Annotated in this window: 17 protein-coding genes and 1 riboswitch; of the genes, 10 read left to right on the top strand and 7 right to left on the bottom strand. The window is 30.3% G+C overall.

The features are described 5' to 3' along the window. Position 1: 1 nt before the first annotated feature. Positions 2-2,302, bottom strand: a complete 2,301-nt coding sequence (locus tag H3Z83_RS00055; protein ID WP_182123440.1) for a type IA DNA topoisomerase — start codon at positions 2,300-2,302, stop codon at positions 2-4. A gap of 141 nt (positions 2,303-2,443) precedes the next feature. After that, a complete protein-coding gene (locus H3Z83_RS00060) occupies positions 2,444-3,562 on the bottom strand; it encodes an ABC transporter substrate-binding protein (protein WP_182123441.1) in 1,119 nt (372 codons plus the stop codon). A 58-nt stretch (positions 3,563-3,620) separates the two neighbouring features. Further along, positions 3,621-3,817, top strand: a riboswitch (cobalamin riboswitch). Positions 3,818-3,904: 87 nt separating this feature from the next. On the opposite strand from H3Z83_RS00060, the gene H3Z83_RS00065 reads away from it, so the two are divergent. Next, positions 3,905-5,782, top strand: coding sequence for a TonB-dependent receptor plug domain-containing protein (locus tag H3Z83_RS00065; protein WP_182123442.1), 1,878 nt, complete (start codon positions 3,905-3,907; stop codon positions 5,780-5,782). A 47-nt stretch (positions 5,783-5,829) separates the two neighbouring features. On the opposite strand, the gene H3Z83_RS00070 is transcribed toward H3Z83_RS00065, so the two are convergent. After that, positions 5,830-6,243, bottom strand: coding sequence for a thiol-disulfide oxidoreductase DCC family protein (locus tag H3Z83_RS00070; protein ID WP_182123443.1), 414 nt, complete (start codon positions 6,241-6,243; stop codon positions 5,830-5,832). 159 nt (positions 6,244-6,402) lie between these two features. Between H3Z83_RS00070 and H3Z83_RS00075 the strand changes: the two genes are divergently transcribed. The 4 genes from H3Z83_RS00075 to H3Z83_RS00090 are packed head-to-tail and all read left to right on the top strand — an operon-like array spanning position 6,403 to position 10,740. After that, positions 6,403-7,113, top strand: coding sequence for an ABC transporter ATP-binding protein (locus H3Z83_RS00075; protein ID WP_182123444.1), 711 nt, complete (start codon positions 6,403-6,405; stop codon positions 7,111-7,113). Beyond that, on the top strand, positions 7,103-8,335 hold the full coding sequence (locus H3Z83_RS00080; RefSeq protein ID WP_182123445.1) for an ABC transporter permease: 1,233 nt from the start codon (positions 7,103-7,105) through the stop codon (positions 8,333-8,335). Before H3Z83_RS00075 ends, H3Z83_RS00080 begins: the two co-directional genes overlap by 11 nt. A 2-nt stretch (positions 8,336-8,337) precedes the next feature. Beyond that, entirely contained in the window at positions 8,338-9,594 is a 1,257-nt protein-coding gene (locus H3Z83_RS00085) for an ABC transporter permease (protein WP_182123446.1), read from the top strand. A gap of 24 nt (positions 9,595-9,618) precedes the next feature. Further along, on the top strand, positions 9,619-10,740 hold the full coding sequence (locus H3Z83_RS00090) for an efflux RND transporter periplasmic adaptor subunit (RefSeq protein ID WP_182123447.1): 1,122 nt from the start codon (positions 9,619-9,621) through the stop codon (positions 10,738-10,740). 70 nt (positions 10,741-10,810) lie between these two features. Here H3Z83_RS00090 and gcvT read toward each other — a convergent pair whose 3' ends face one another. Beyond that, entirely contained in the window at positions 10,811-11,893 is a 1,083-nt protein-coding gene (gene gcvT / locus H3Z83_RS00095; RefSeq protein ID WP_182123448.1) for a glycine cleavage system aminomethyltransferase GcvT, read from the bottom strand. A gap of 159 nt (positions 11,894-12,052) precedes the next feature. On the opposite strand from gcvT, the gene H3Z83_RS00100 reads away from it, so the two are divergent. Genes H3Z83_RS00100 through H3Z83_RS00110 form a run of 3 tightly spaced genes read left to right on the top strand, consistent with a single transcriptional unit; the run spans position 12,053 to position 14,461 of the window. After that, positions 12,053-13,678, top strand: a complete 1,626-nt coding sequence (locus H3Z83_RS00100; protein WP_182123449.1) for an aminopeptidase P family protein — start codon at positions 12,053-12,055, stop codon at positions 13,676-13,678. Beyond that, positions 13,678-14,223: a TlpA family protein disulfide reductase gene (locus tag H3Z83_RS00105; RefSeq protein WP_182123450.1), complete on the top strand. Its 546-nt coding sequence runs from the start codon at positions 13,678-13,680 to the stop codon at positions 14,221-14,223. Before H3Z83_RS00100 ends, H3Z83_RS00105 begins: the two co-directional genes overlap by 1 nt. Before the next feature lie 19 nt (positions 14,224-14,242). Next, positions 14,243-14,461 carry a VF530 family protein gene (locus H3Z83_RS00110; RefSeq protein ID WP_182123451.1) on the top strand — a complete coding sequence of 73 codons (219 nt, stop codon included), beginning with the start codon at positions 14,243-14,245 and terminating at the stop codon, positions 14,459-14,461. Between the two features lie 7 nt (positions 14,462-14,468). Here the strand turns inward: H3Z83_RS00110 and H3Z83_RS00115 are convergent, their stop codons facing one another. After that, a complete protein-coding gene (locus H3Z83_RS00115; RefSeq protein WP_182123452.1) occupies positions 14,469-15,320 on the bottom strand; it encodes an alpha/beta fold hydrolase in 852 nt (283 codons plus the stop codon). 57 nt (positions 15,321-15,377) lie between these two features. Here H3Z83_RS00115 and H3Z83_RS00120 point away from each other — a divergent pair, with 57 nt between their 5' ends. Both H3Z83_RS00120 and priA read left to right on the top strand, forming a co-directional pair. Next, positions 15,378-16,088 carry a hypothetical protein gene (locus tag H3Z83_RS00120; protein ID WP_182123453.1) on the top strand — a complete coding sequence of 237 codons (711 nt, stop codon included), beginning with the start codon at positions 15,378-15,380 and terminating at the stop codon, positions 16,086-16,088. Then, positions 16,088-18,532, top strand: coding sequence for a replication restart helicase PriA (priA, locus tag H3Z83_RS00125; RefSeq protein WP_182123454.1), 2,445 nt, complete (start codon positions 16,088-16,090; stop codon positions 18,530-18,532). The genes H3Z83_RS00120 and priA overlap by 1 nt, the downstream gene beginning before the upstream one ends. Positions 18,533-18,735: 203 nt before the next feature. Here priA and H3Z83_RS00130 read toward each other — a convergent pair whose 3' ends face one another. Next, entirely contained in the window at positions 18,736-19,266 is a 531-nt protein-coding gene (locus tag H3Z83_RS00130) for a nucleoside monophosphate kinase (RefSeq protein WP_182123455.1), read from the bottom strand. A 95-nt stretch (positions 19,267-19,361) separates the two neighbouring features. Continuing rightward, positions 19,362-20,612 carry an exo-beta-N-acetylmuramidase NamZ family protein gene (locus H3Z83_RS00135; protein WP_182123456.1) on the bottom strand — a complete coding sequence of 417 codons (1,251 nt, stop codon included), beginning with the start codon at positions 20,610-20,612 and terminating at the stop codon, positions 19,362-19,364. Positions 20,613-20,620 lie beyond the last annotated feature (8 nt).

A 20,620-nucleotide genomic window follows, 5' to 3' on the forward strand; every position in this document is an offset into this window, starting at 1 on the left:
CCTAATTATTAGAACTTAATATTTCAAGAACAAATTCTTTAGTCAATGGTTTTCCGTTGGCTATTTTTTTGATGTTATCGAAGGTAAATACAAAATCACAACCGTTCTTGTATTCAGAACAACCATAGGCCGATTTTCCTTTTAAAACAGTTCCTTTTTTACATTTTGGGCAACTTATAATTTCTGGAATTTTATTTGTAGTAGCTACTTTTTTAGGTTCAAATTTTAAATTAAAATTATCATCAAAACGAATTAAACCTTCAACTTTATTTTCGTTGTGTTTAAAACCTTTTAAGTTAGTTGTACACCCTTTATCTAATAATCTAATTAACTGATTTTCGGATACTTTTTTAGCCATAAATTCAAAAGGCAATTTAAAGTCGCATCCACTTTTGTAAGCAGAACATCCGTAAGCAGTGCTACCTTTTAGTAATTGTCCGTTTTTACACTTTGGACACTCTTTACCAATAATAGTTTTTTTCTTAGAAGTAGATTTTTTTGCAGGAATTTTTCTTGTCTTTTTTTCTGAAGAAAGACGTTTTATTTTATTGCTAGAACGAACTTCGTATACTAATTCGTCTACCATTTTTTTCATGTTATTGATGAAAGTTCCTGCATTAAATTCACCACGTTCAATTTCTTTTAACCGTTTTTCCCAACGTCCCGTTAATTCAGCAGATTTAAGTAGTTTATTATCAATTAAATCAATTAAATCGATTCCTGTTTGTGTAGGAACTACTAGTTTTTTCTGACGCTCGATATATTTACGTCGAAACAAGGTTTCGATAATACTTGCACGCGTTGACGGACGACCAATTCCGTTTTCTTTCATCAATTCTCGCATTTCATCATCATCAACTTGTTTACCTGCGGTTTCCATAGCACGTAATAAACTTGCTTCGGTATAATTACGAGGTGGTTTGGTTTCTTTTTCTAAGAAACTTGGTTCATGCGGTCCTTTTTCACCTTTTTCAAAAGTGGGAAGGATGTCTTTTTCTTCTGATTTTTTTGATTCACTTCCGTATTCAAAAACTTCTCGCCATCCTTTGGTTAAAATTTCTTTACCAGAAGTTCTAAATGGAACTTTATCGGCTTCTCCTTTAACTTCAGTCTTAGAAACCTCACTATCTGGATAAAAAACAGCAATAAAGCGTCGTGCAATAATATCATACACTTGCTGTTGATTATACTGTAAATTATTTTGAATTCCAGTTGGAATAATCGCGTGGTGATCGGTTACTTTTTTATCATCAAAAACCTTTTTAGATTTCTTTATTTTTTTTCCTAATAAAGGTTGTGTTAATTCACTATAATTAGTCAGTTTACTTAAAATACCAGGTACTTTTGGGTAAATATCATTTGGTAAAAAAGTAGTATCAACTCTAGGATATGTAACTACTTTCATTTCGTATAACTTCTGAACTATTTTTAAGGTTTCATCCGCAGAAAATCCGAATTTATTATTACAATATACTTGTAATCCTGTTAAATCAAATAACTTAGGCGCGTATTCTTTTCCTTTCTTTTTGGTGACTGAAGTAATTTCAAAATCACTTTGTTTTACCTTATCAGCAAAGGCTTGACCTTCTTCCTTTTTTAAAAACCGACCTTCTTCACAACTGAACAGTGTATCGCGATATAAGGTTTGCAATTCCCAATAAGGTTGAGGCTTAAAATTTTCAATTTCTTTATAGCGATTTACCAACATGGCTAGGGTAGGAGTTTGCACTCTACCGATGGATAATATTTGTTTATAGCCACCAAATTTTACGGTATATAAACGAGTTGCGTTTAAGCCTAATAACCAATCGCCAATAGCACGAGAAAATCCTGCGTAATATAGGTTATCGTATTGTTCAGCAGGTTTTAGATTATTAAAACCTTCTTTAATGGCTTCTTCGGTTAAGGAAGAAATCCATAAACGTTTTACTTCTCCTTTATAATTCGCTTGGTTTATTACCCAGCGTTGTATTAATTCTCCTTCTGTACCCGCATCCCCACAGTTTATAATTTCATCAGCTTTTTCGAATAAACCTTTTACAATATTAAACTGTTTTTTAATACCAGCATCGTCTGTTACTTTGGTATTAAAACGTTCTGGAAGCATGGGTAAGTTGTTTAAATCCCAACTTTTCCAATGCGGTTTGTAGTCTTTAGGTTCTAAAAGCGTACATAAATGACCGAAAGTATAGGTTACCGCGTATCCATTACCTTCGAAATAACCATCTCGCTTGGTATTGGCACCTAATATATTAGCAATTTCGCGAGCTACACTCGGCTTTTCGGCGATACAAACTTTCATTATTCTAGTTTAGAAACTCGAAAGTAATAAAATATTATGGAATCTATTAATGGTAATTTTTGAATAAAATGATATAGTTTTTGCTAAATGATTTATTGCTTGTTTAAGTATATTATATTGAAAATAATTTAACAACCAAATTTATTCCATCTTTTCAAAGAAAGTCAATTCGTAATTAGATAATAATTCAGGGTGTGTAATTTTAATAATATCTTTTAAAACTAAATCTGGTCGGGTAGGTGCTAATTCAAAATACAAAACACCTCCTGTTTTTCCTTTTTTTAAACTAGGAGAATAAATCTTATCGTTTTTAAAAGCTTTAAATTCAGCATAGTGATTATTACTATTCAGCATTTGTTCTTTTGAAGAAAAATAACCAGGAGCAATCCAAAAATCAGCATTTTTTCCTTTATCTAAAATAGATTCAAAGCTTAACGATAAACTTCCTTTACCTTTGGAATCTTTCCATAAATAATCAAGATTTGCATCTTTTAAATATTGTGCAACAAAACTTTCACCAGCAGGTAAATTCCAAATATCTTTACTCATAATGGCTCCAGAAAGAATTGTAGGTTTATTCGTAGCTCTTTCAGCAATTTTAATAGCTTCTAAGTAGTTTGTTTTTATAGTATTAAAAATACTATCTGCCTTTTTGTTTTCATTGTAAATAGCTCCAAAAACTTTAATCCATTCAGCTCTTCCTAACGGTGTTTCTTCAAGCCAATCTCCGTTAATAATCACAGGAATTCCTGCTTTTTCAATAGTAGTAAATGTTTTGTTAGTTTTACCCATAGAGAAACCAACGACTAATTCTGGTTGAATATCTAATAAAACTTCAGTGTTTAACGATTGCTCTTTTCCTAATTCTCTTACAAATCCGTTGTCTATTAAACCTCTTGTTTTTTCAGATGAAATATACTTTGTGTGCGGAAAACCAATTAAAGTTTGCTCTTTTCCTAACAATTCTAATACAGGAATATGCGTAGTTGAGGTTACAACTATTTTATTAATAGGAGTTTTTATATCTGAATTTTCATTTCCTAAGGTATAAGTAAATGTTTCCTTAGAATTAGGGTATGGAGTTTTAATAATTAATTTGGTTTGATTTTCTTCTTTTACGATATCAAAACCTGTAGCGTGTTCAATGCTAAATGATTTATCATTATTGGCTTTTACAGTATCTTTTTTATCAGTTTTACAGGATGAAATTAAAAGAATTACAAAAAGTATAAGTGTAGCTCTAAATAAAGAAGTAGTCATAGTTGTTAATTTTCTTCAGCAAGATTACAAAACTATTTTGTAATAACAATTTTTGAGCTACATTTGCGGCGATTTTGGTTTTCTATAGGTATTCTATCTAAAGAAATTAAAAGGGAATTTGGTGTAAATCCAAAACTGTTCCCGCAACTGTAAGCTATTAAGCTTGTAACTACAACTTTTGCCACTGTTTTTATAAAATGGGAAGGTAAGTTACAAGACGCAAGTCAGGAGACCTGCCAACATCACAAACGAGTAAAAACTTTCGGGATAAAAGTTACTGTACTTAATACTGTTTCGTACAAAAATTTAACCTGATTAATTGTAAAAATTAAATCATTAAAAATGAAAAAACAATTACTAATTGTTGGTGCTATCGCGATGTCTTTTGCGAGCACAAAAATTACTGCGCAAGAGCAGGAAAAAAATGAAGAGTTAGATGAAGTTGTAGTAACTGCAACTAAAACTAAAATGAGTAAAAAAAATATTGGTAAAGTAGTTTACAAATTAACTTCAAAAGAAATTGAAGAGAGGCAAGGAAAAACACTAACTGAAATTTTAAATGAAATTCCCGGTATTGAAATTAATGGTTCTCAGAGTAATAGAGGGCAAAATAACGAAGTTTATATTAGAGGAGGTCGATCTCATCAAGCAGCTATATTGATTGATGGAGTTAATGTTAATAATGGATCTACAATATCTAACAATTTTGATTTAAGACAATTAGATCTAAATCAAATTGAATCTATTGAGGTTTTGAAAGGAGCTTCTTCTGTATTATATGGTTCTGGTGCGGCAACAGGTGTAATTAATATTAGATTAAAAAAAGCATCTAGAAAAGAGTTTTCAGGAACATTTACAACTTCTTTAGGAAGTAACAGATCAGCTGAGGGTACAAAATTTTCTGGTGATGAATTACAAGCTAATTTTAATTTTAATGGAACTGTAGGGCAAGTTGATTATCTAATTGGCTTAAATTCAAATAGTTCTTCTGGTTTATCAGCTATAGAAAGTAGCAATATCAATAGTCCTAATAAAGAAGATAAGTTTTATCGTCAAAATGCTTTATTGAGAGTGGGTTATAAAGTTGATAATAATTTAAAATTTGGAGTTCAAGGAAGTTTTAATAAATTTTTCTATGAATACGATGATTCTTTTTCTGTAGCAGACGCAGATGACTTTTTCGACGGACAACAAAAAAGAGCATTATTTTTCACAGATTTCAAGTATAACAAAGGTAAATTAAGGGTTGATGCTTTTTATACTAAAATTGACGGAGCTTTTGATACAGCATATGGAGTATACCAATCAGAAGGTAAAGAATATGGGTTTGATGTTTTTAATAATTATAAGGTTTTAGATCAATTCTCTTTTATCGTAGGTTTAGCTGCTCAATATCAGGATATGGAGTCGGGAGGGATTAAATTCGGAAGCGTATCTCAACATTCATATGACCCTTATGTATCTGTAAATTACAATTCAGATTTTGGTTTAAATGTTAATGCAGGAGTTAGAGCTAATATCCATAACGAATATGGAACAAATCTTATATATAATGTGAATCCTTCATATAATTTTGAAGTTTTAGAAGATAAAAATTTAAAATTATTTGCTTCGTATAGTACAGCTTTTATTGCTCCATCTTTATATCAAATATTTAATAAAAGAGCAGATGTGGAAATTTTAGATCCTGAAAGTAATTATACAATAGAAGGAGGTTTAGAGTTTGAAGTTTTAGATAATTTAAATATTAATACAGTTTACTTTTATAGAGAAGAAACAGATAAAGTAGCATATGATAATACAACTTTTAAGTACTTTACAAATAACGGAACGTTTAACTCAAAAGGATTTGAGACTCAAGTTAATTATTCTCCTTTAAATAAGTTAAATCTATCTTTTGATTATGTTTATACGAATTATGCAGGTCTTTTAGAAACTTTAAAATTACCAAAACATAAGTTTGGTGGTAGAGTAAATTATCATGTACTACCAACAACTTATATTAGTGCTAATTATAGATTCACTGGAGAAAGAGAAGGAGGGAGTTCAGCATTAGAATCTTATGGTTTGTTAGATTTTTTTGTAAATCATAAAGTGTTAAAAGACAAAATAACATTATTTGGTAATGTAACTAACCTTTTAAATGAGAATTATCAGGAAATTCCTAATTACACTACTAGAGGTAGAAACTATAATTTAGGATTAAAAGTTCAGTTTTAAGTATTACCTAAATATTTTAAAAAGCCCACTTTAGAGTGGGCTTTTTGTTATAAAAATTTTTCTTGAATTTCTTTAGTAGGAATCATACAGGCTTCTTTTTTACCAAACCATTTGTAACGGTTTTTAGCTATAAAATCATATATAATGTTTCTTAAGATTTCAGGGAATACCCAAAATATCTGTGAAGTACTCCAGAAACCGCCAAATTCTTTCATTATTTTTAAAGCAGCTGAAGATTTTATATCATAAGAAACAGATGATTCGTATAAAATAATAGAGTCAATTTTAGAGGTGTCAATCCCTAAATAGTTTGTTATTTTAATTCCTATTTCAGATTGTAAAGAGGTAAACACAAATTGATTTTTTTTATCATAATGAATAATTTTTAACACTGCATCATTGCAAAAATTGCAAACTCCATCAAACAAAATTATTTTTTTATTAGTAGGTAAATCAATCATTTATTGAATATTAAATAAGATAAAATTAAAAATACATCAATATGTTGTAACATAAATCAAAATTAAGCGTCTAGTAGAAAAGTAAATAATGATTTAACATAAAATTAGTAATCAAACGATGTATCAATATTTATTTTAGTTTAAAAATTAACTAACACTATGATTCGAATAGAAAATTTACACAAATCTTACCCTATTGGTAAAGACTCACTTCACGTACTAAAAGGATTAGACTTACATATTAAAGAAGGTGAATTTGTATCTATTATGGGATCTTCCGGTTCTGGAAAATCGACTTTATTAAACATTGTTGGTTTATTAGATGGTCATGATGAAGGAAATTATTTTTTAAATGGTCAATTAATTGAAAATTTAAACGAAAAGAAAGCAGCAATTTTAAGAAATAAGTTTCTAGGATTTGTTTTTCAGTCATTTAATTTGATATCATATAAAACTGCACAAGAAAATGTTGCACTTCCTCTTTATTATAAAGGAGTGGGAAGAAAAGAACGTTTAAAAATTGCTTCGGAATACTTAGATAAAGTAGGCTTGAAACCATGGGAAAATCACTTGCCTAATGAACTTTCAGGAGGTCAAAAACAACGTGTGGCTATAGCTCGTGCTTTAGCAACTAGCCCCAAGGTAATTTTAGCAGATGAACCAACAGGAGCATTAGATTCTACAACTACAGATTCTGTAATGGATTTGTTAAAAGGAATTAATGATGAAGGTATGACCGTTTTTGTAATTACACACGAAGAAGAAGTAGCAGAACAAACTGATAGAATTGTACGTCTAAAAGATGGAGTAATAATTAGTGATGAATTAACTGAATCTGGTAAATCAAAAACATTACAGAATGTTCGATAGAGATCTTTGGGCAGAAATATTTCACAGTATAAAAAAGAATAAGTTAAGAACTTTCTTAACTGGTTTTTCTGTGGCTTGGGGTATTTTTATTTTAGTATTACTATTAGCATCAGTTAATGGGATGAAAAATGGATTTACACAGCAATTTAATGATGATGCGACGAATTCTATTTTTATATCTCCTTCTGTAACCACCAAACCTTACGAAGGTTTTGAAGCTGGTAGAAGGATAAAATTTACTAATAATGACTTAAAATATATTCAAGGGAATTTTGATGAAGAAGTAGAGTATATTACACCTAGATTTAGAAAAGGAGTTACTGCTAAGTATAAAAAAGAAACAGGAAGTTATCAAGTTAGAGCTGTTTATCCAGATCATAAACATATCGAGAAAACTATTATGAATGCCGGTAGGTATATTAATAGTAATGATGTAGATAAAAAACTAAAAGTTGCTGTAATTGGTAAAATGATTAAAGCTGATTTATTTCCTGATGAAGATCCTATCGGAAAAACATTTGTTATGAATAACTCAACATATCAAATCGTAGGAGTTTTTTCTGACAAAGGTAATGAACGGGAAGAACGAATTATTTATGTTCCTGTTACAACAATGCAGCGATTGTATAAAAACACAGATGAAATTAGTCAGATAGTATTAACATACAATCCAAAATATTCTTATGCTGAAGCTATAAATTTTAGCGATATACTAGAAGTAGTTTTAAAACGAAGACATAAAGTTTCGCCAGATGATCAAGGAGCTATTTATGTAAATAATAACGCTGAAGGTTTTTCAGATGTTTCTAATTTTACAACGATGTTAACATTTGTTAGTGTTGGCGTTGGGTTGTTAATTTTACTAGCAGGTATTGTTGGTATAGGAAATATTTTAGTATTTATTATAAAAGAAAGAACAAAAGAAATTGGGATTAGAAAAGCACTTGGAGCAAGACCATCTCAAGTAATTAATTTGGTTTTGTTAGAAAGCGTTTTTATTACATCGATTTCAGGAGCAGGAGGAATGTTGTTTGCTATGGGATTAGTTAGTTTAATAGCAAAAGTAATACCGAAATCACCAGCATTTGCTGATCCATCTGTAAATGTAACAACCGTAATTATTGCAGGTGTAATATTAGTAATAGCAGGAGTTCTTGCAGGTTTAGTTCCTGCAATACGTGCTGCAAGTGTAAAACCAATTGTAGCTTTAAGAGCCGATTAATTATGAAGAGATTATTCGATAGAGATTTATGGGCAGAGGTATATAGTACGTTAACCAAAAATTTATTACGTACTGCATTAACAACACTTGGAGTATTATTTGCAATGGTAATTTTAATACTATTGTTAGGTGCTACTAATGGAATGAAAAATGGTTTTGATAAACTATTTACAGGAACTGCTACTAATAGTATGTTTGTTTGGGGACAGCGTACAGGAAAACCATACAAAGGTTTTGAAAGAGGAAGACGAATTAGTTATACTTTCGATGATGTAAAGTTAATTGAAAGTCAAGTGAAAGAAATAGATGTGCTTTCTCCTCGAATTCAATTAGGAGACTTTAGAGGTGTAAGTTCTGTTACTCGAAATGGACAATCAAGCGGTTCATCGGTATTTGGAGATTTTCCTTCGATAGATAAAATATCAAAAAAGAATTTAGAAGAGGGACGATTTTTAAATCAAGATGATATTGAGAATCGTCGTAAAGTAGCTGTAATTGGAGATGAAACTTATAAACTATTATTTAAAAAGGATGAAGATCCAATAGGAGAGTATATTCGAGTTAATGGAGTCTATTTTCAAGTAGTAGGTGTTTATAGAAAAACTAAAGGGGTAAATTTTGATGGTCAAAACTCAGTATTTATTCCGTTTACAACTTTTCAAAAAGCATTTAACAGTGGTAACAGAGTTGGTTGGATGGCAATAAATATAAAGTCAAATCATACTGTTGCAGCTGCATTAAAAAAGATTAAAAAATTATTAAAAGAAAAACATAATATTCACCCTAAAGACACACGTGCAATAGGTTCTTTTAATTTATCAGATGTATTTAAAGGTATATCAGCATTTACAACTGTGCTGCAAAGTTTTTCATTTTTTATTGGAATATTTACATTGTTAGCTGGGGTAATTGCAATTAGTAATATTTTATTAATTACAGTAAAAGAACGTACCAAAGAAATTGGTATTCGAAGAGCACTAGGTGCAACACCCAAGATTATAAAAACTCAAATTATTTTTGAAGCGATAGCTTTAACTGTATTTTCAGGTTTACTCGGTTTTGTAATTTCTATTGGGATTTTACATATTTTAGATATAAAATTTAGCGGGTCAGACTTTCCGTTTGTTAATCCAACAGTAAGTTTTCCGCAATTAATAGGTTCGTTTATTTTAATGTTAGTTTTAAGTTTATTGGTAGGATTAATTCCTGCAAATAGAGCAACTAAAATAAAACCTATAGAAGCGTTAAGAGAAGAATAAATTATACACCACAATCAAACAAAAATGAAAAAAACATTAATTTACGTAGGATTAGCTGTTTTAGCTATGGCAGTTATAATAGCTGTTGTTAAGGTAAATAAATCTAATAGTAAACCTGTAAAAAAATATAAGACAGAGCAGCTTAAAAAGATGAATATTGTTAATAAAGTTGTTGCTACAGGAAAAGTAATTCCATTAGAAGAGGTAGAAATTAAACCTCAAATTTCTGGGATTATAGATAAAGTATATTTAGAAGAAGGAGCAATTGTTAAGACAGGGGACTTAATTGCTACGGTAAAAGTTGTGCCAAATGAGCAATCTTTACAAAGTGCTAGAGGAAGAATTAACTCTGTACAAATTCAGTTATCAAATGCAAAAACTCAATATGATCGTAATAAAGCATTATTTGATAAAGGTGTAATTTCTAGTCAACAATTTGAAGCCTCTCAATTATCATATAATCAGGCAAAAAATGATTTAAGAAATGCTAATAATGATTATCAGATTATTAAACGAGGTTCTGCAGGTTCAGGCGGAGCGAATACAAATATTCGCGCAACAGCATCTGGTATGGTTGTAGAAATTCCTGTGAAAAAAGGATATCAAGTTATTCAAGCGAATAATTTTAATGCAGGAACTACCATTGCTACTATTGCGGATATGAAAAAAATGATTTTCGAAGGAAAAGTTGATGAAGCAGAAGTAGGTAAATTAAAAATGGGAATGGATTTAGATATTACTGTAGGTGCTATCGAAGAAGAAAAGTTTCCAGCTAAATTAAATTTTATTGCTCCTAAAGGTGTAGAAGAGAGTGGAGCTATTCAATTTAAAGTTAAAGGAGATATAAGAATTGATAGCGTTAAGCAAATGGTACGTGCAGGGTATAGTGCTAATGCATCTATTATTATTGAAAAGAAAGATAGCATTTTATCAATAAGAGAAGCTTTATTACAATACGACAAAGAAAGTAAAAAGCCTTATGTTGAAATATTAGTTAATAAAGAAGAGGGAAAGTTTGAAAATAAAGATGTTGAGCTTGGAGTTTCAGACGGAATTAACGTTGAAATAATTTCTGGTATAACTAAAGATGATGAAATTAAAGTTTGGAATAAAGAAAATAAAAAAGATAAAAAGAAAGATGATTAATAAATATTAGTTAAATCAAAACAAAAAACCAGCTCTTTGAGCTGGTTTTTTATTTTATAAGTAATTTAAATTATCCTTTGTAAAAAGGTAATTTTACAACCTTAGCAGGAATTTGCTTTTTACGTACTTGGATAAAAATTTCAGAATCTACTTTCGATAATTCTTTAGGTACATACCCTAAACCAATACCTTTACTTAAAGAAGGACTCATAGTACCAGAAGTAACTCTACCAATTTTTTCACCATTAGCATTTACAATATCATAACCTTGGCGAGGAATACCACGCTCTGTTAATTCAAAAGCTACTAATTTTTTAGTAACACCAGCTTCTTTTTGTGCTTTTAAAGCTTCTGCATTTACAAAGTCTTTGGTGAATTTAGTAATCCATCCTAAACCAGCTTCTAAAGGAGAAGTAGTATCATCAATATCATTACCATATAAACAATAACCCATTTCTAAACGTAAAGTATCACGAGCAGCTAATCCGATAGGTTTAATTCCCCAATCTGCACCAGCTTCAAAAACTTTTTTCCAAAGTTGTTCAACATCTTCATTTTTAACATAAACTTCAAATCCACCAGAACCAGTATAACCAGTTGCAGAAACAACAACATTCGGTAAGCCAGCAAAATCGGTAATTTCGAAAGTGTAAAATTTAATTGCAGATAAATCTACTGATGTTAATGATTGCATTGCCTCAGCAGCTTTTGGTCCTTGAATTGCTAATAAAGACCATTCTTCTGAGCGATCTTCCATTTCAACTTTTAAGTCGTTGTGTTGAGAAATCCAGTTCCAATCTTTTTCAATATTAGATGCATTTACTACTAACATATATTCATTCTCAGCAATCATGTAAATAATTAAATCATCTACAATACCTCCATCTGCATTTGGCATACAGCTATATTGTGCCTTTCCAGGAGCTAATTTTGAAGCATCATTAGACGATATTTTCTGAATTAAAGCCAACGCATTTTCCCCTTTTAAGAAAAATTCACCCATATGGCTTACATCAAAAACACCAACGCCATTTCTTACTGTTTCGTGTTCGATATTTACACCTTCGTATTGTACAGGCATGTTATAACCAGCAAAAGGAACTAATTTTGCACCTAATGCTTCATGAATATGTGTTAATGCAGTATTTTTCATTTAATTGTTTGTTTAATGTTTCAAAAGTATTGAAAAATTAAGAAACAAATAGTCAGATTTTGTTTAATCTTTCAATGAATTATTACCAAAAACTTTGTTAATGTTTTCTTGAATTGGTGTAAGAATCTTACATTTGATAGACTATAAAGCTTTATTAAAATGAAACTTAAAAATTTACTATTTATTTGTTTGTTAGGAATGTTGAATGTTGTCATAGCGCAAACACCAGCAGATTATTTGTCAGCTGATTTTCATAAAGATAGAAGAGAAGTTTTACGTTCAAAAATGCCTAAAAATTCTGTAGCTGTTGTATTTGCAAATCCAATACGTAATAGAGCAAATGATGTAGATTATGTTTTTCATCAAGATCCTAATTTTTATTATTTAACTGGTTATCGAGAGCCTAATGCTGTTTTAGTATTGTTTTCTGATAATCAAACTGATGGTAAAGGGAATACTTATAATGAAGTTTTATACGTGCAAAAAAACGATCCCAGAGCAGAAATGTGGAATGGTAAGCGTTTGGGTATAAATGGAACAAAAAAAGAACTTGGTTTTAAAATTGCTAAAAATGCAGAAGAATTTATTTCTGATAAAATAGATTTTAAAAAGTTCGATCAAGTTTTTGTAGAAAAATTTAAAGACGATTATCGTAATTCTGATAGAAATAAAGGTGAGGTTTATGATTTGGTAAGTGAGTTTAAAAATAAGTCAGGATACAGCCCCTCATCATTTTTATCAAAAGAAAAGAAGTACGTGTACGAGTTAATAAAATCTACACCTATTGAAAATAGTGCTAACGTTGCTCAAGTTATAGGAAAAGCAGTTACATATTATCCAAATTTAAGAAAAGATAAATTATTAATGGGTTATAAAAATGCTACTAACGACAAACTAAAAAAGGAGTTTCAGCAAAAAGCAGCGTTAAAATTGGAAGCTAAATCTAATATAGATCTTCAGTTTTTACAAACACGATTAGCTGAAATGCGAGAAGTAAAAACTTCTGAAGAATTAAAATTGTTAACTAAAGCTATTCGTATTTCGGCAGTAGGGCAAATTGAAGTAATGAAAGCAATGAAACCACATATGTCTGAAACGGAGATTCAAGGTATTCATGAATTTGTATATAAAAAATACGGAGCAGAGTATGAAGGGTATCCTAGTATTGTTGGGGCAGGAAATAACGGATGTATTTTACACTACATAGAAAACAATAAAACCAAAGTTAACGATGAATTAGTGCTAATGGATTTAGGTGCTGAATATCGCGGATATACCGCAGATGTTACACGAACTATTCCTGCAAACGGTAAATTTTCTCCAGAGCAAAAAGCGATTTATAATATTGTTTTAAAAGCGCAAGATGCGGGTATAGCTGTATCAAAAGCAGGGAATCAGTTTTGGCAACCGGGTCAAGAAGCAAAAAAAGTAATCAATCAAGGATTATTAGATTTAGGAATTATAAAATCTTTAGATGAAAAGCATATGTATTTTCCTCACGGTACGTCGCATCATATTGGTCTAGATGTGCATGATCCAGGTACTTATGGGAAGTTTCAAAAAGATATGGTGATTACTGTAGAGCCAGGGATTTATATTCCAGAAGGTAGTAATTGTGATAAGAAATGGTGGGGAATCGCAGTGCGTATTGAAGATGATATTTTAATTACTGATGGAGCTCCTGTAAACTTATCAAATGAAGCGCCAAGAACTGTTGAAGCTATTGAAAAAATGATGGCTAAGAAAAGTGTGTTAGATGATTTTGTTCTGCCTAATTTAGATTAATGAAGTTTACTAAAAAAGGAATCTCTAATATTGTATTTGTTGTAATTATTGGCTTGTTATTATACCCGCCAACAAAAGAATATTTTATAAAGTTAATTTCTTTTTCACCTTCAGAAATTAGTATTGATGAGCGTAAACAGTTAAAAAATTATAATTGGAAATTAAAAGGGTTGAATACTTCAAATATTGATTTTAATTCAACTAGAAATAAAGTAGTTTTTGTAAACTTTTGGGCTACTTGGTGCCCACCTTGTAGAGCAGAAATGCCGAGTATTCAAGAATTATACAACGATTATAAAGATAAGGTTGAGTTTGTGTTTGTAAGTAATGAGGATTGGAAAACAATAGCTGGTTTTTATGAAGAGTACAATTACGTTTTACCAACGTTTAATATTTTAAGTAATATCCCAGAGCAATTTAAAAGTAAAACAATACCTGCTACTTTTATTCTTGATAGGAAAGGAAACATTGTTGTAGATAAAAAAGGACCAGCTGATTGGAATAGTGAAAAAACAAGAAAGCTACTAGACGAATTACTAAAGTAGAATCATTATTTTTGCCGATATGAGTCAAGAACAACCAAATAATCCGCTTCACGGAATTAAATTAGCTACCATGTTAGAAGAGTTATACTTAGAATATGGTTGGGAAGAAATGGGAGAAATTTTAAACATTAATGCTTTTAAAAAGAATCCTACGTATAAATCAAGTTTAAAGTTTTTAAGAACCACACCGTGGGCAAGAACAAAAGTGGAAAACTTATATTTAAAAATGATAAGTTAAAAACTTATTACTTTAAAACCACATCACTCCATTCTTTAGGGTTTTCTAACATAGGAAAATGGCCTGTGTTTTCTAACCAAAGCAATTTATTGTTAGGAATCTCTTTATGTAACTGTTCTGCAATTGCTTTTACAGCAATTGGGTCGTGAGTTGCCCAAACTATTTTAGAAGGTATTTTAGTTTGTTTTAAGGCACCAATCCAACGGTTCCAGAAAAAATAGCGTTCGTTTATATAATTACTTAACAAATGAATTATATTTCTTCCGTTGTTATAATTAATTTGAAACCACATTTCATTTAATTCTTCTTTTGAAACCTTTGATTTATTAAAATAGATTTTACGAATATTTCTATTAAAAATTGCTTGATTCGCCAGTTTAGCAACCCATTTTCCTGTGATTTTATTCTTTAATAATTTTTGAATCGTTCTTAATTTTGCCAACTCAATATGCATACTTCCGTTGCATAAAATCAGTTTTTCGATATTGATGGTTAACTGACTTTGATTATTTCTGGTAATAATTTCGGTAGCTACACTGGTGCCGTAATCATGCGCTAAAAGAGTAACATTTTTCAAATTCAACTTTTCCCAAAGTAACAAAGCAATATCAGCCTGTTCTATTAAAGAATAGGAATAGTCTAAAGGTTTATCAGAAAAACCAAAGCCTAAATGATCGTGAATAATTACACGATACTGTTTTGTTAAATAGGGTAGAACTTTGTAATAATCGAAAGAAGAAGTTGGGTAGCCATGTAAAATAACTAAGGTTTTATCAGAATTCCCTTCATCAATAACAAAGATTTTTCGGTTGTTAATTGTTAAAAACTCTCCTTTGTATTTCCATTCTAATGAAGTCATAAATACCTTTGTGTTTCTGATTACAATGTAGTGATTTTTGTGTAGTTTTGATATTAGATGAAAAAGCTTTTAGTATATATAATTCCCGCTTTATTAATAGTTATAGTTTCTTGTTCTAAAACTCCAAAAGAAAGAGTTTTAACAATGAGAGATGTTTTTCCAACTCAAAAAAATACTGATTCAACTTTTGTTTTTGATTTAGATACAGTTAAGAATTTTGAATCATTAACTTCCGTTTTTTGTAAAAACTACTACAATAAAAAAGTAAGATATTTTATAAGAGGAAAAAATAATGACATTCCTTTTTCAATAAGAAGTATTATCGTTTGTACTAATGCAGCTTGTGGATTAATAAAATTTAAAAATGTACTATTTATCGATTATTTCACAGATAGTTTGTTTTATCATAATCGAATAAAATATAATTTCAATAAGGTTAATGTTGAAAAAATGTTGAAAAAACAATTTTTTAATAATGGAAAAAACCCTGAATTTGCAAGTAGTCCATATACAAGTTTGATTTTTTTAGAGTTTTCAGGAGAGATAAATAGCTCTAAAACGAGTTTAAAAAATAAAATAGATACTATTTCTAAATCATATTATAATTTTATAATAAGTTTTAATAAGCAAAATATAGATTCTCTTAAAAAACAATATCCATTAAAACTTATATTAAAAGAAGGAATTCCATTTATAGATGATAATGGTAATGTCACAAATTTTTATAATCCACCACCGCCACCAACACCAATAGAAATAGTAGAATAATGACACATTTCATCGACGTCATATTACCCATTCCGTTAAAAAAAACGTTTACTTATTCGGTAACCGAAGCGGAAGCTACATTCTTAAAAAAAGGAATGCGAGTTGCGGTTCCGTTTGGAAAAAGTAAAATTTATACAGCGTTGGTGTATAACATTCATCAAAAAGCTCCAGAATTATACGAAGCAAAAGACATTCATCAAATTTTAGATGAACAGCCTATTGTAAATGAGCGTCAATTAAACCACTGGCAATGGATTTCTAATTATTATATGTGTTCGTTAGGAGATGTATATAGAGCAGCATTACCGTCTGCTTTTTTATTAGAAAGTGAAACAAGTATTTATAAAAACGAAGCTTTAAAAGATGAATCTGTTTTAACAGATGAAGAGTTTTTAATTTTTGAAGCTTTAGAGCATCATTCGCAATTAACAATTCATCAAGTAGCAGATATTTTAGGTAAGAAAACAGTATTACCAATTATTGATGGATTAATAAGTAAAGAAGCCGCTTTTATTAAAGAAGAAATCTACGAAACGTATAAACCTAAATTGGTTAAGTATGTTCGGTTAAATTCTAATTATACTTTAGATAACGGACTTCAAGAATTATTAGAACAATTATCAAGAGCTAAAAAACAAAAAGAGTTAGTATTAACTTATTTTCAATTAGCAGCTGCTAAAAAGCCAATAAAAGCAAAAGATTTAATTGAAAAATCAGGAGTTTCTTCAGCAGTTTTAAAAGCTTTGGTTGATAAAGAAATATTTGATTTTTATCAGATTAAAACCGATAGAATAAGTTACCAAGGGGAAACAAATCAAATTAAACAATTAAATGAGTTTCAACAACAAGCGTATACAGAAGTTAAAGCATCTTTCGAAACTCAAAACGTAACTCTATTACACGGAGTTACTGGTTCTGGTAAAACAGAAATTTACGTAAAACTGATTAAAGAAGTTATTGGTGAGGGTAAACAAGTATTGTTTTTACTACCTGAAATTGCTTTAACAACACAGATAATTATGCGTTTACAAAACTATTTTGGGAATTTTATATCGGTATTCCATTCAAAATATTCCATGAATGAGCGAGTAGAAGTGTGGAACAATGTATTAGAAAATAAACCGAAAGCACAAATAATTTTAGGAGCGCGTTCATCAGGATTTTTACCTTTTTCTAATTTAGGATTAATTGTGGTTGATGAAGAGCACGAATCTTCTTATAAACAATTTGAACCTTCACCAAGATATAATGCACGTGATGCTGCAGTGGTTTTAGGTCATTTACATAAAGCAAAAGTTTTATTAGGCTCAGCAACACCATCGTTAGAAAGTTATTACAATGCAAAGCAAAATAAATATGGTTTTGTTGAATTAACACGCCGTTTTGGGAATATTCAATTACCAAAAATTGAATTGATTGATGTAAAAGAGAAACATCGAAAAAAGGAAATGACTGGTCATTTTTCTGACCGTTTGTTAAAAATGATTAATGAAGCTTTAGACGAAAAAGAACAAGTAATTCTATTTCAAAATCGACGTGGATTTTCTCCGGTGGTAGAATGTACTACTTGTGGTGTTTCACCACAATGTCCTAATTGCGATGTGAGTTTAACCTATCATAAATTCCGAAAAGAATTAAAATGCCATTATTGTAATTATCAACGATCAATGCCAAATAGTTGTGGCGCTTGTGGTACTGCAACTCTTGATACCAAAGGTTTTGGAACCGAACAAATAGAATTAGAGTTAAAAGAACTATTTCCGAACCATAATATTGGACGTATGGATTTAGATACCACACGTGGTAAATACGGATATCAGAAAATAATTGGTGCTTTCGAAGCACAAGAAATTGATATTTTAGTAGGAACACAAATGTTATCGAAAGGATTGGATTTTGAAAACGTATCGTTAGTTGGAGTTTTAAATGCCGATTCGATGTTGAATTTCCCTGATTTTAGAGCACACGAACGCGCGTATCAATTAATGGTACAAGTATCGGGTAGGGCAGGACGCACCAAAAAACAAGGTAATGTAGCCATACAAACTTATAATCCGTACCATCAAATATTACAGCAGGTTTCCACCACAAATTATACTGAAATGTATAAAGAACAATTGCAAGATCGTTGGCAATTTCACTATCCGCCGTATTATAGAGTAATTAAAATTACTTTAAAGCATAAAGATTATACAAGAGTTGATAATGGAATAAATTGGTTGGTAAAAGCTTTACAAAATGTTTTTGGAGAAAATGTTTTAGGCCCATCTGCACCAGCGGTTTCACGTATTAGAAACTTATATATTAAAAATTTGGTGATTAAGATTCCGCCAAAACAATCACTAGGAAAAACTAAAGAACAAATTGCTAAAATTAGAAATACATTTGAAGCGGTAAAAGATTTTAGACCTATTCGGTTTATTATTGATGTGGATGCTTATTAGGGGTTTCGCTAGCGGTTAGTATATGGCAATTAGGGCAGAAGAAAGAGATAACCTTTCAATTTTGCTGACAACCAAAGCGTTGTATTTTGTTTTTATCTTAATCATTTTAAAAGCCAAATCAACTATTTAGCGGTGTTTGTAAATAGCTATGAACTTCAGTAAACCACCGAATGCCCTATTTGCTATATACCGTGTTAGTATCTTTATATTTCTATTTCAGATGTCATATAATCTAATACTTCAAGATTATATTTCCCGTCAACGTACTCGCAAATCGGTTCAATTCTTTCTTCAAATTGCTTTATCCTTTTAATCAAATGTTCTTCATTATCTTTGAATACTTTAGCATATTTTTCAACAGCTAGTTCAACGACTGATTCTAAGTCATTAATCTTAAAGTATTTGATAAAATCAATTGAAATATCATTGTCAATGAAGTGTTTTTCAAATTCCTTAAATTGATCTATATGAGTGATTAAGCCACAGAATACATTTGTTCTATTTGAGTCCCATAAAGCGGTGAAAAATGGAACCCAATATTCAATTGGAATCAAATCGCCATTGTCCACGAATTTATTGATTTCCTTAGCTAACTCAGATTTACCATTTAAAAATTCTTGTCTCAGTCTTTGTCCGTCTATTAAATTCAGATTTTGTTCAGAAACAATCATCTCAGAAATTCTGGGAAAAACAACACTTGAAATATCGTACCTGTATATTATTCCTGTTTTCATTATTGATGCCAACTCATTTGAGAATATGAATCCGTTTAAATGGTTTATATTAATGCTAGAAGTGTATTAGAAATTAGGTTGAAAATAAAAATAAACTATTTATAAATAAGGTATTTATTTCTAATTGTTTTGAAATCTTCTATACCTTCTTTCCAAGAGTTTTTAATTTCTTGTTCAGTTAAACCTTGTTCAAGTTGTTGTTGTAGCTTTTCGGTACCCGCATGAATGGTAAATGTTTTACCAAAAAAAGATTCCTTTTTTGGGGTTTGTTTATAAGCATCAATTAACCATGTTAAATTAATAGTATTTAAATGGTCTGTTTCTCTAAGGTCTTTTCCGTAGCATAATTTGCCTTTGTGCTTTGGATATTTAGCTCCTTCGTTAGATTTTGGAGTATAACTAAAATCTGATTCTTTAAAAAAAGGAGCACCATAAATCTGAAATTGAATATGAGTTCCTCTACCAGCATTAATAGTAGTTCCTTCGAAGAAGCCTAAACTAGGGTATAAGTTAATTGATTTGTCGTTAGGTAAGTTAGGGGACGGTTTAATAGGTAAACTATATTGATAATCGTGTGTGTAGTTTTCTAAAGGAATTACAGTTAAATCACATTGTACACCATCTTTTAACCATTTTTCGCCATTAATCATTTGTCCATACTCACCAATGGTCATCCCATAAACAACAGGAACTGGGTGCATACCCACAAAACTTTTGTGTTTAGGTTCTAATATAGGTCCGTCTATATAATGCCCATTAGGGTTTGGGCGATCTAAAACCATTACCGGAATATTAGCTTCTGCACAGGCTTCCATTACATAATGCAATGAAGAAATATAAGTGTAAAAACGGGCCCCAACATCTTGAATATCAAAAACAACAATGTCTATGTCTTTTAGTTGTTCGGTAGAAGGTTTTTTACTTTTTCCGTGAAGCGATAGAATTGGTAAGCCGGTTTTGGTATCAACCCCATCGTTTACATGAGCACCAGCATCTTCTTTTCCTCGAAAACCATGCTCAGGAGCAAAAACTTTTTTCACATTAATTCCGTTATAATTATGTAGATAATCTACCAAATGATGACTCACCAATTTAGATCCCATAACATTCGGACTTACTTCTGCTCTCTGTAAAACGTTTAAGACAGAAGTTTGATTAGCAACAATTGCAATGTTTTTTCCTTTTAATTTTGAAAGATATAAATCAGTTCTATCTGCTCCTGTTTTTAGTTTCGAATCAGTTTTTTCAACCTTTTTAATTGTAGATTTTTGCTGTTGCGCACAAGATGTAAACTGAAAACAAATAAAAAGTGAAAATATAATAGAGTGTGAGAAGATGTGTTTCATTAAAGTTG

The sequence above is a fragment of the Tenacibaculum pelagium genome (assembly GCF_014062345.1).
Taxonomy (GTDB): domain Bacteria; phylum Bacteroidota; class Bacteroidia; order Flavobacteriales; family Flavobacteriaceae; genus Polaribacter; species Polaribacter pelagius.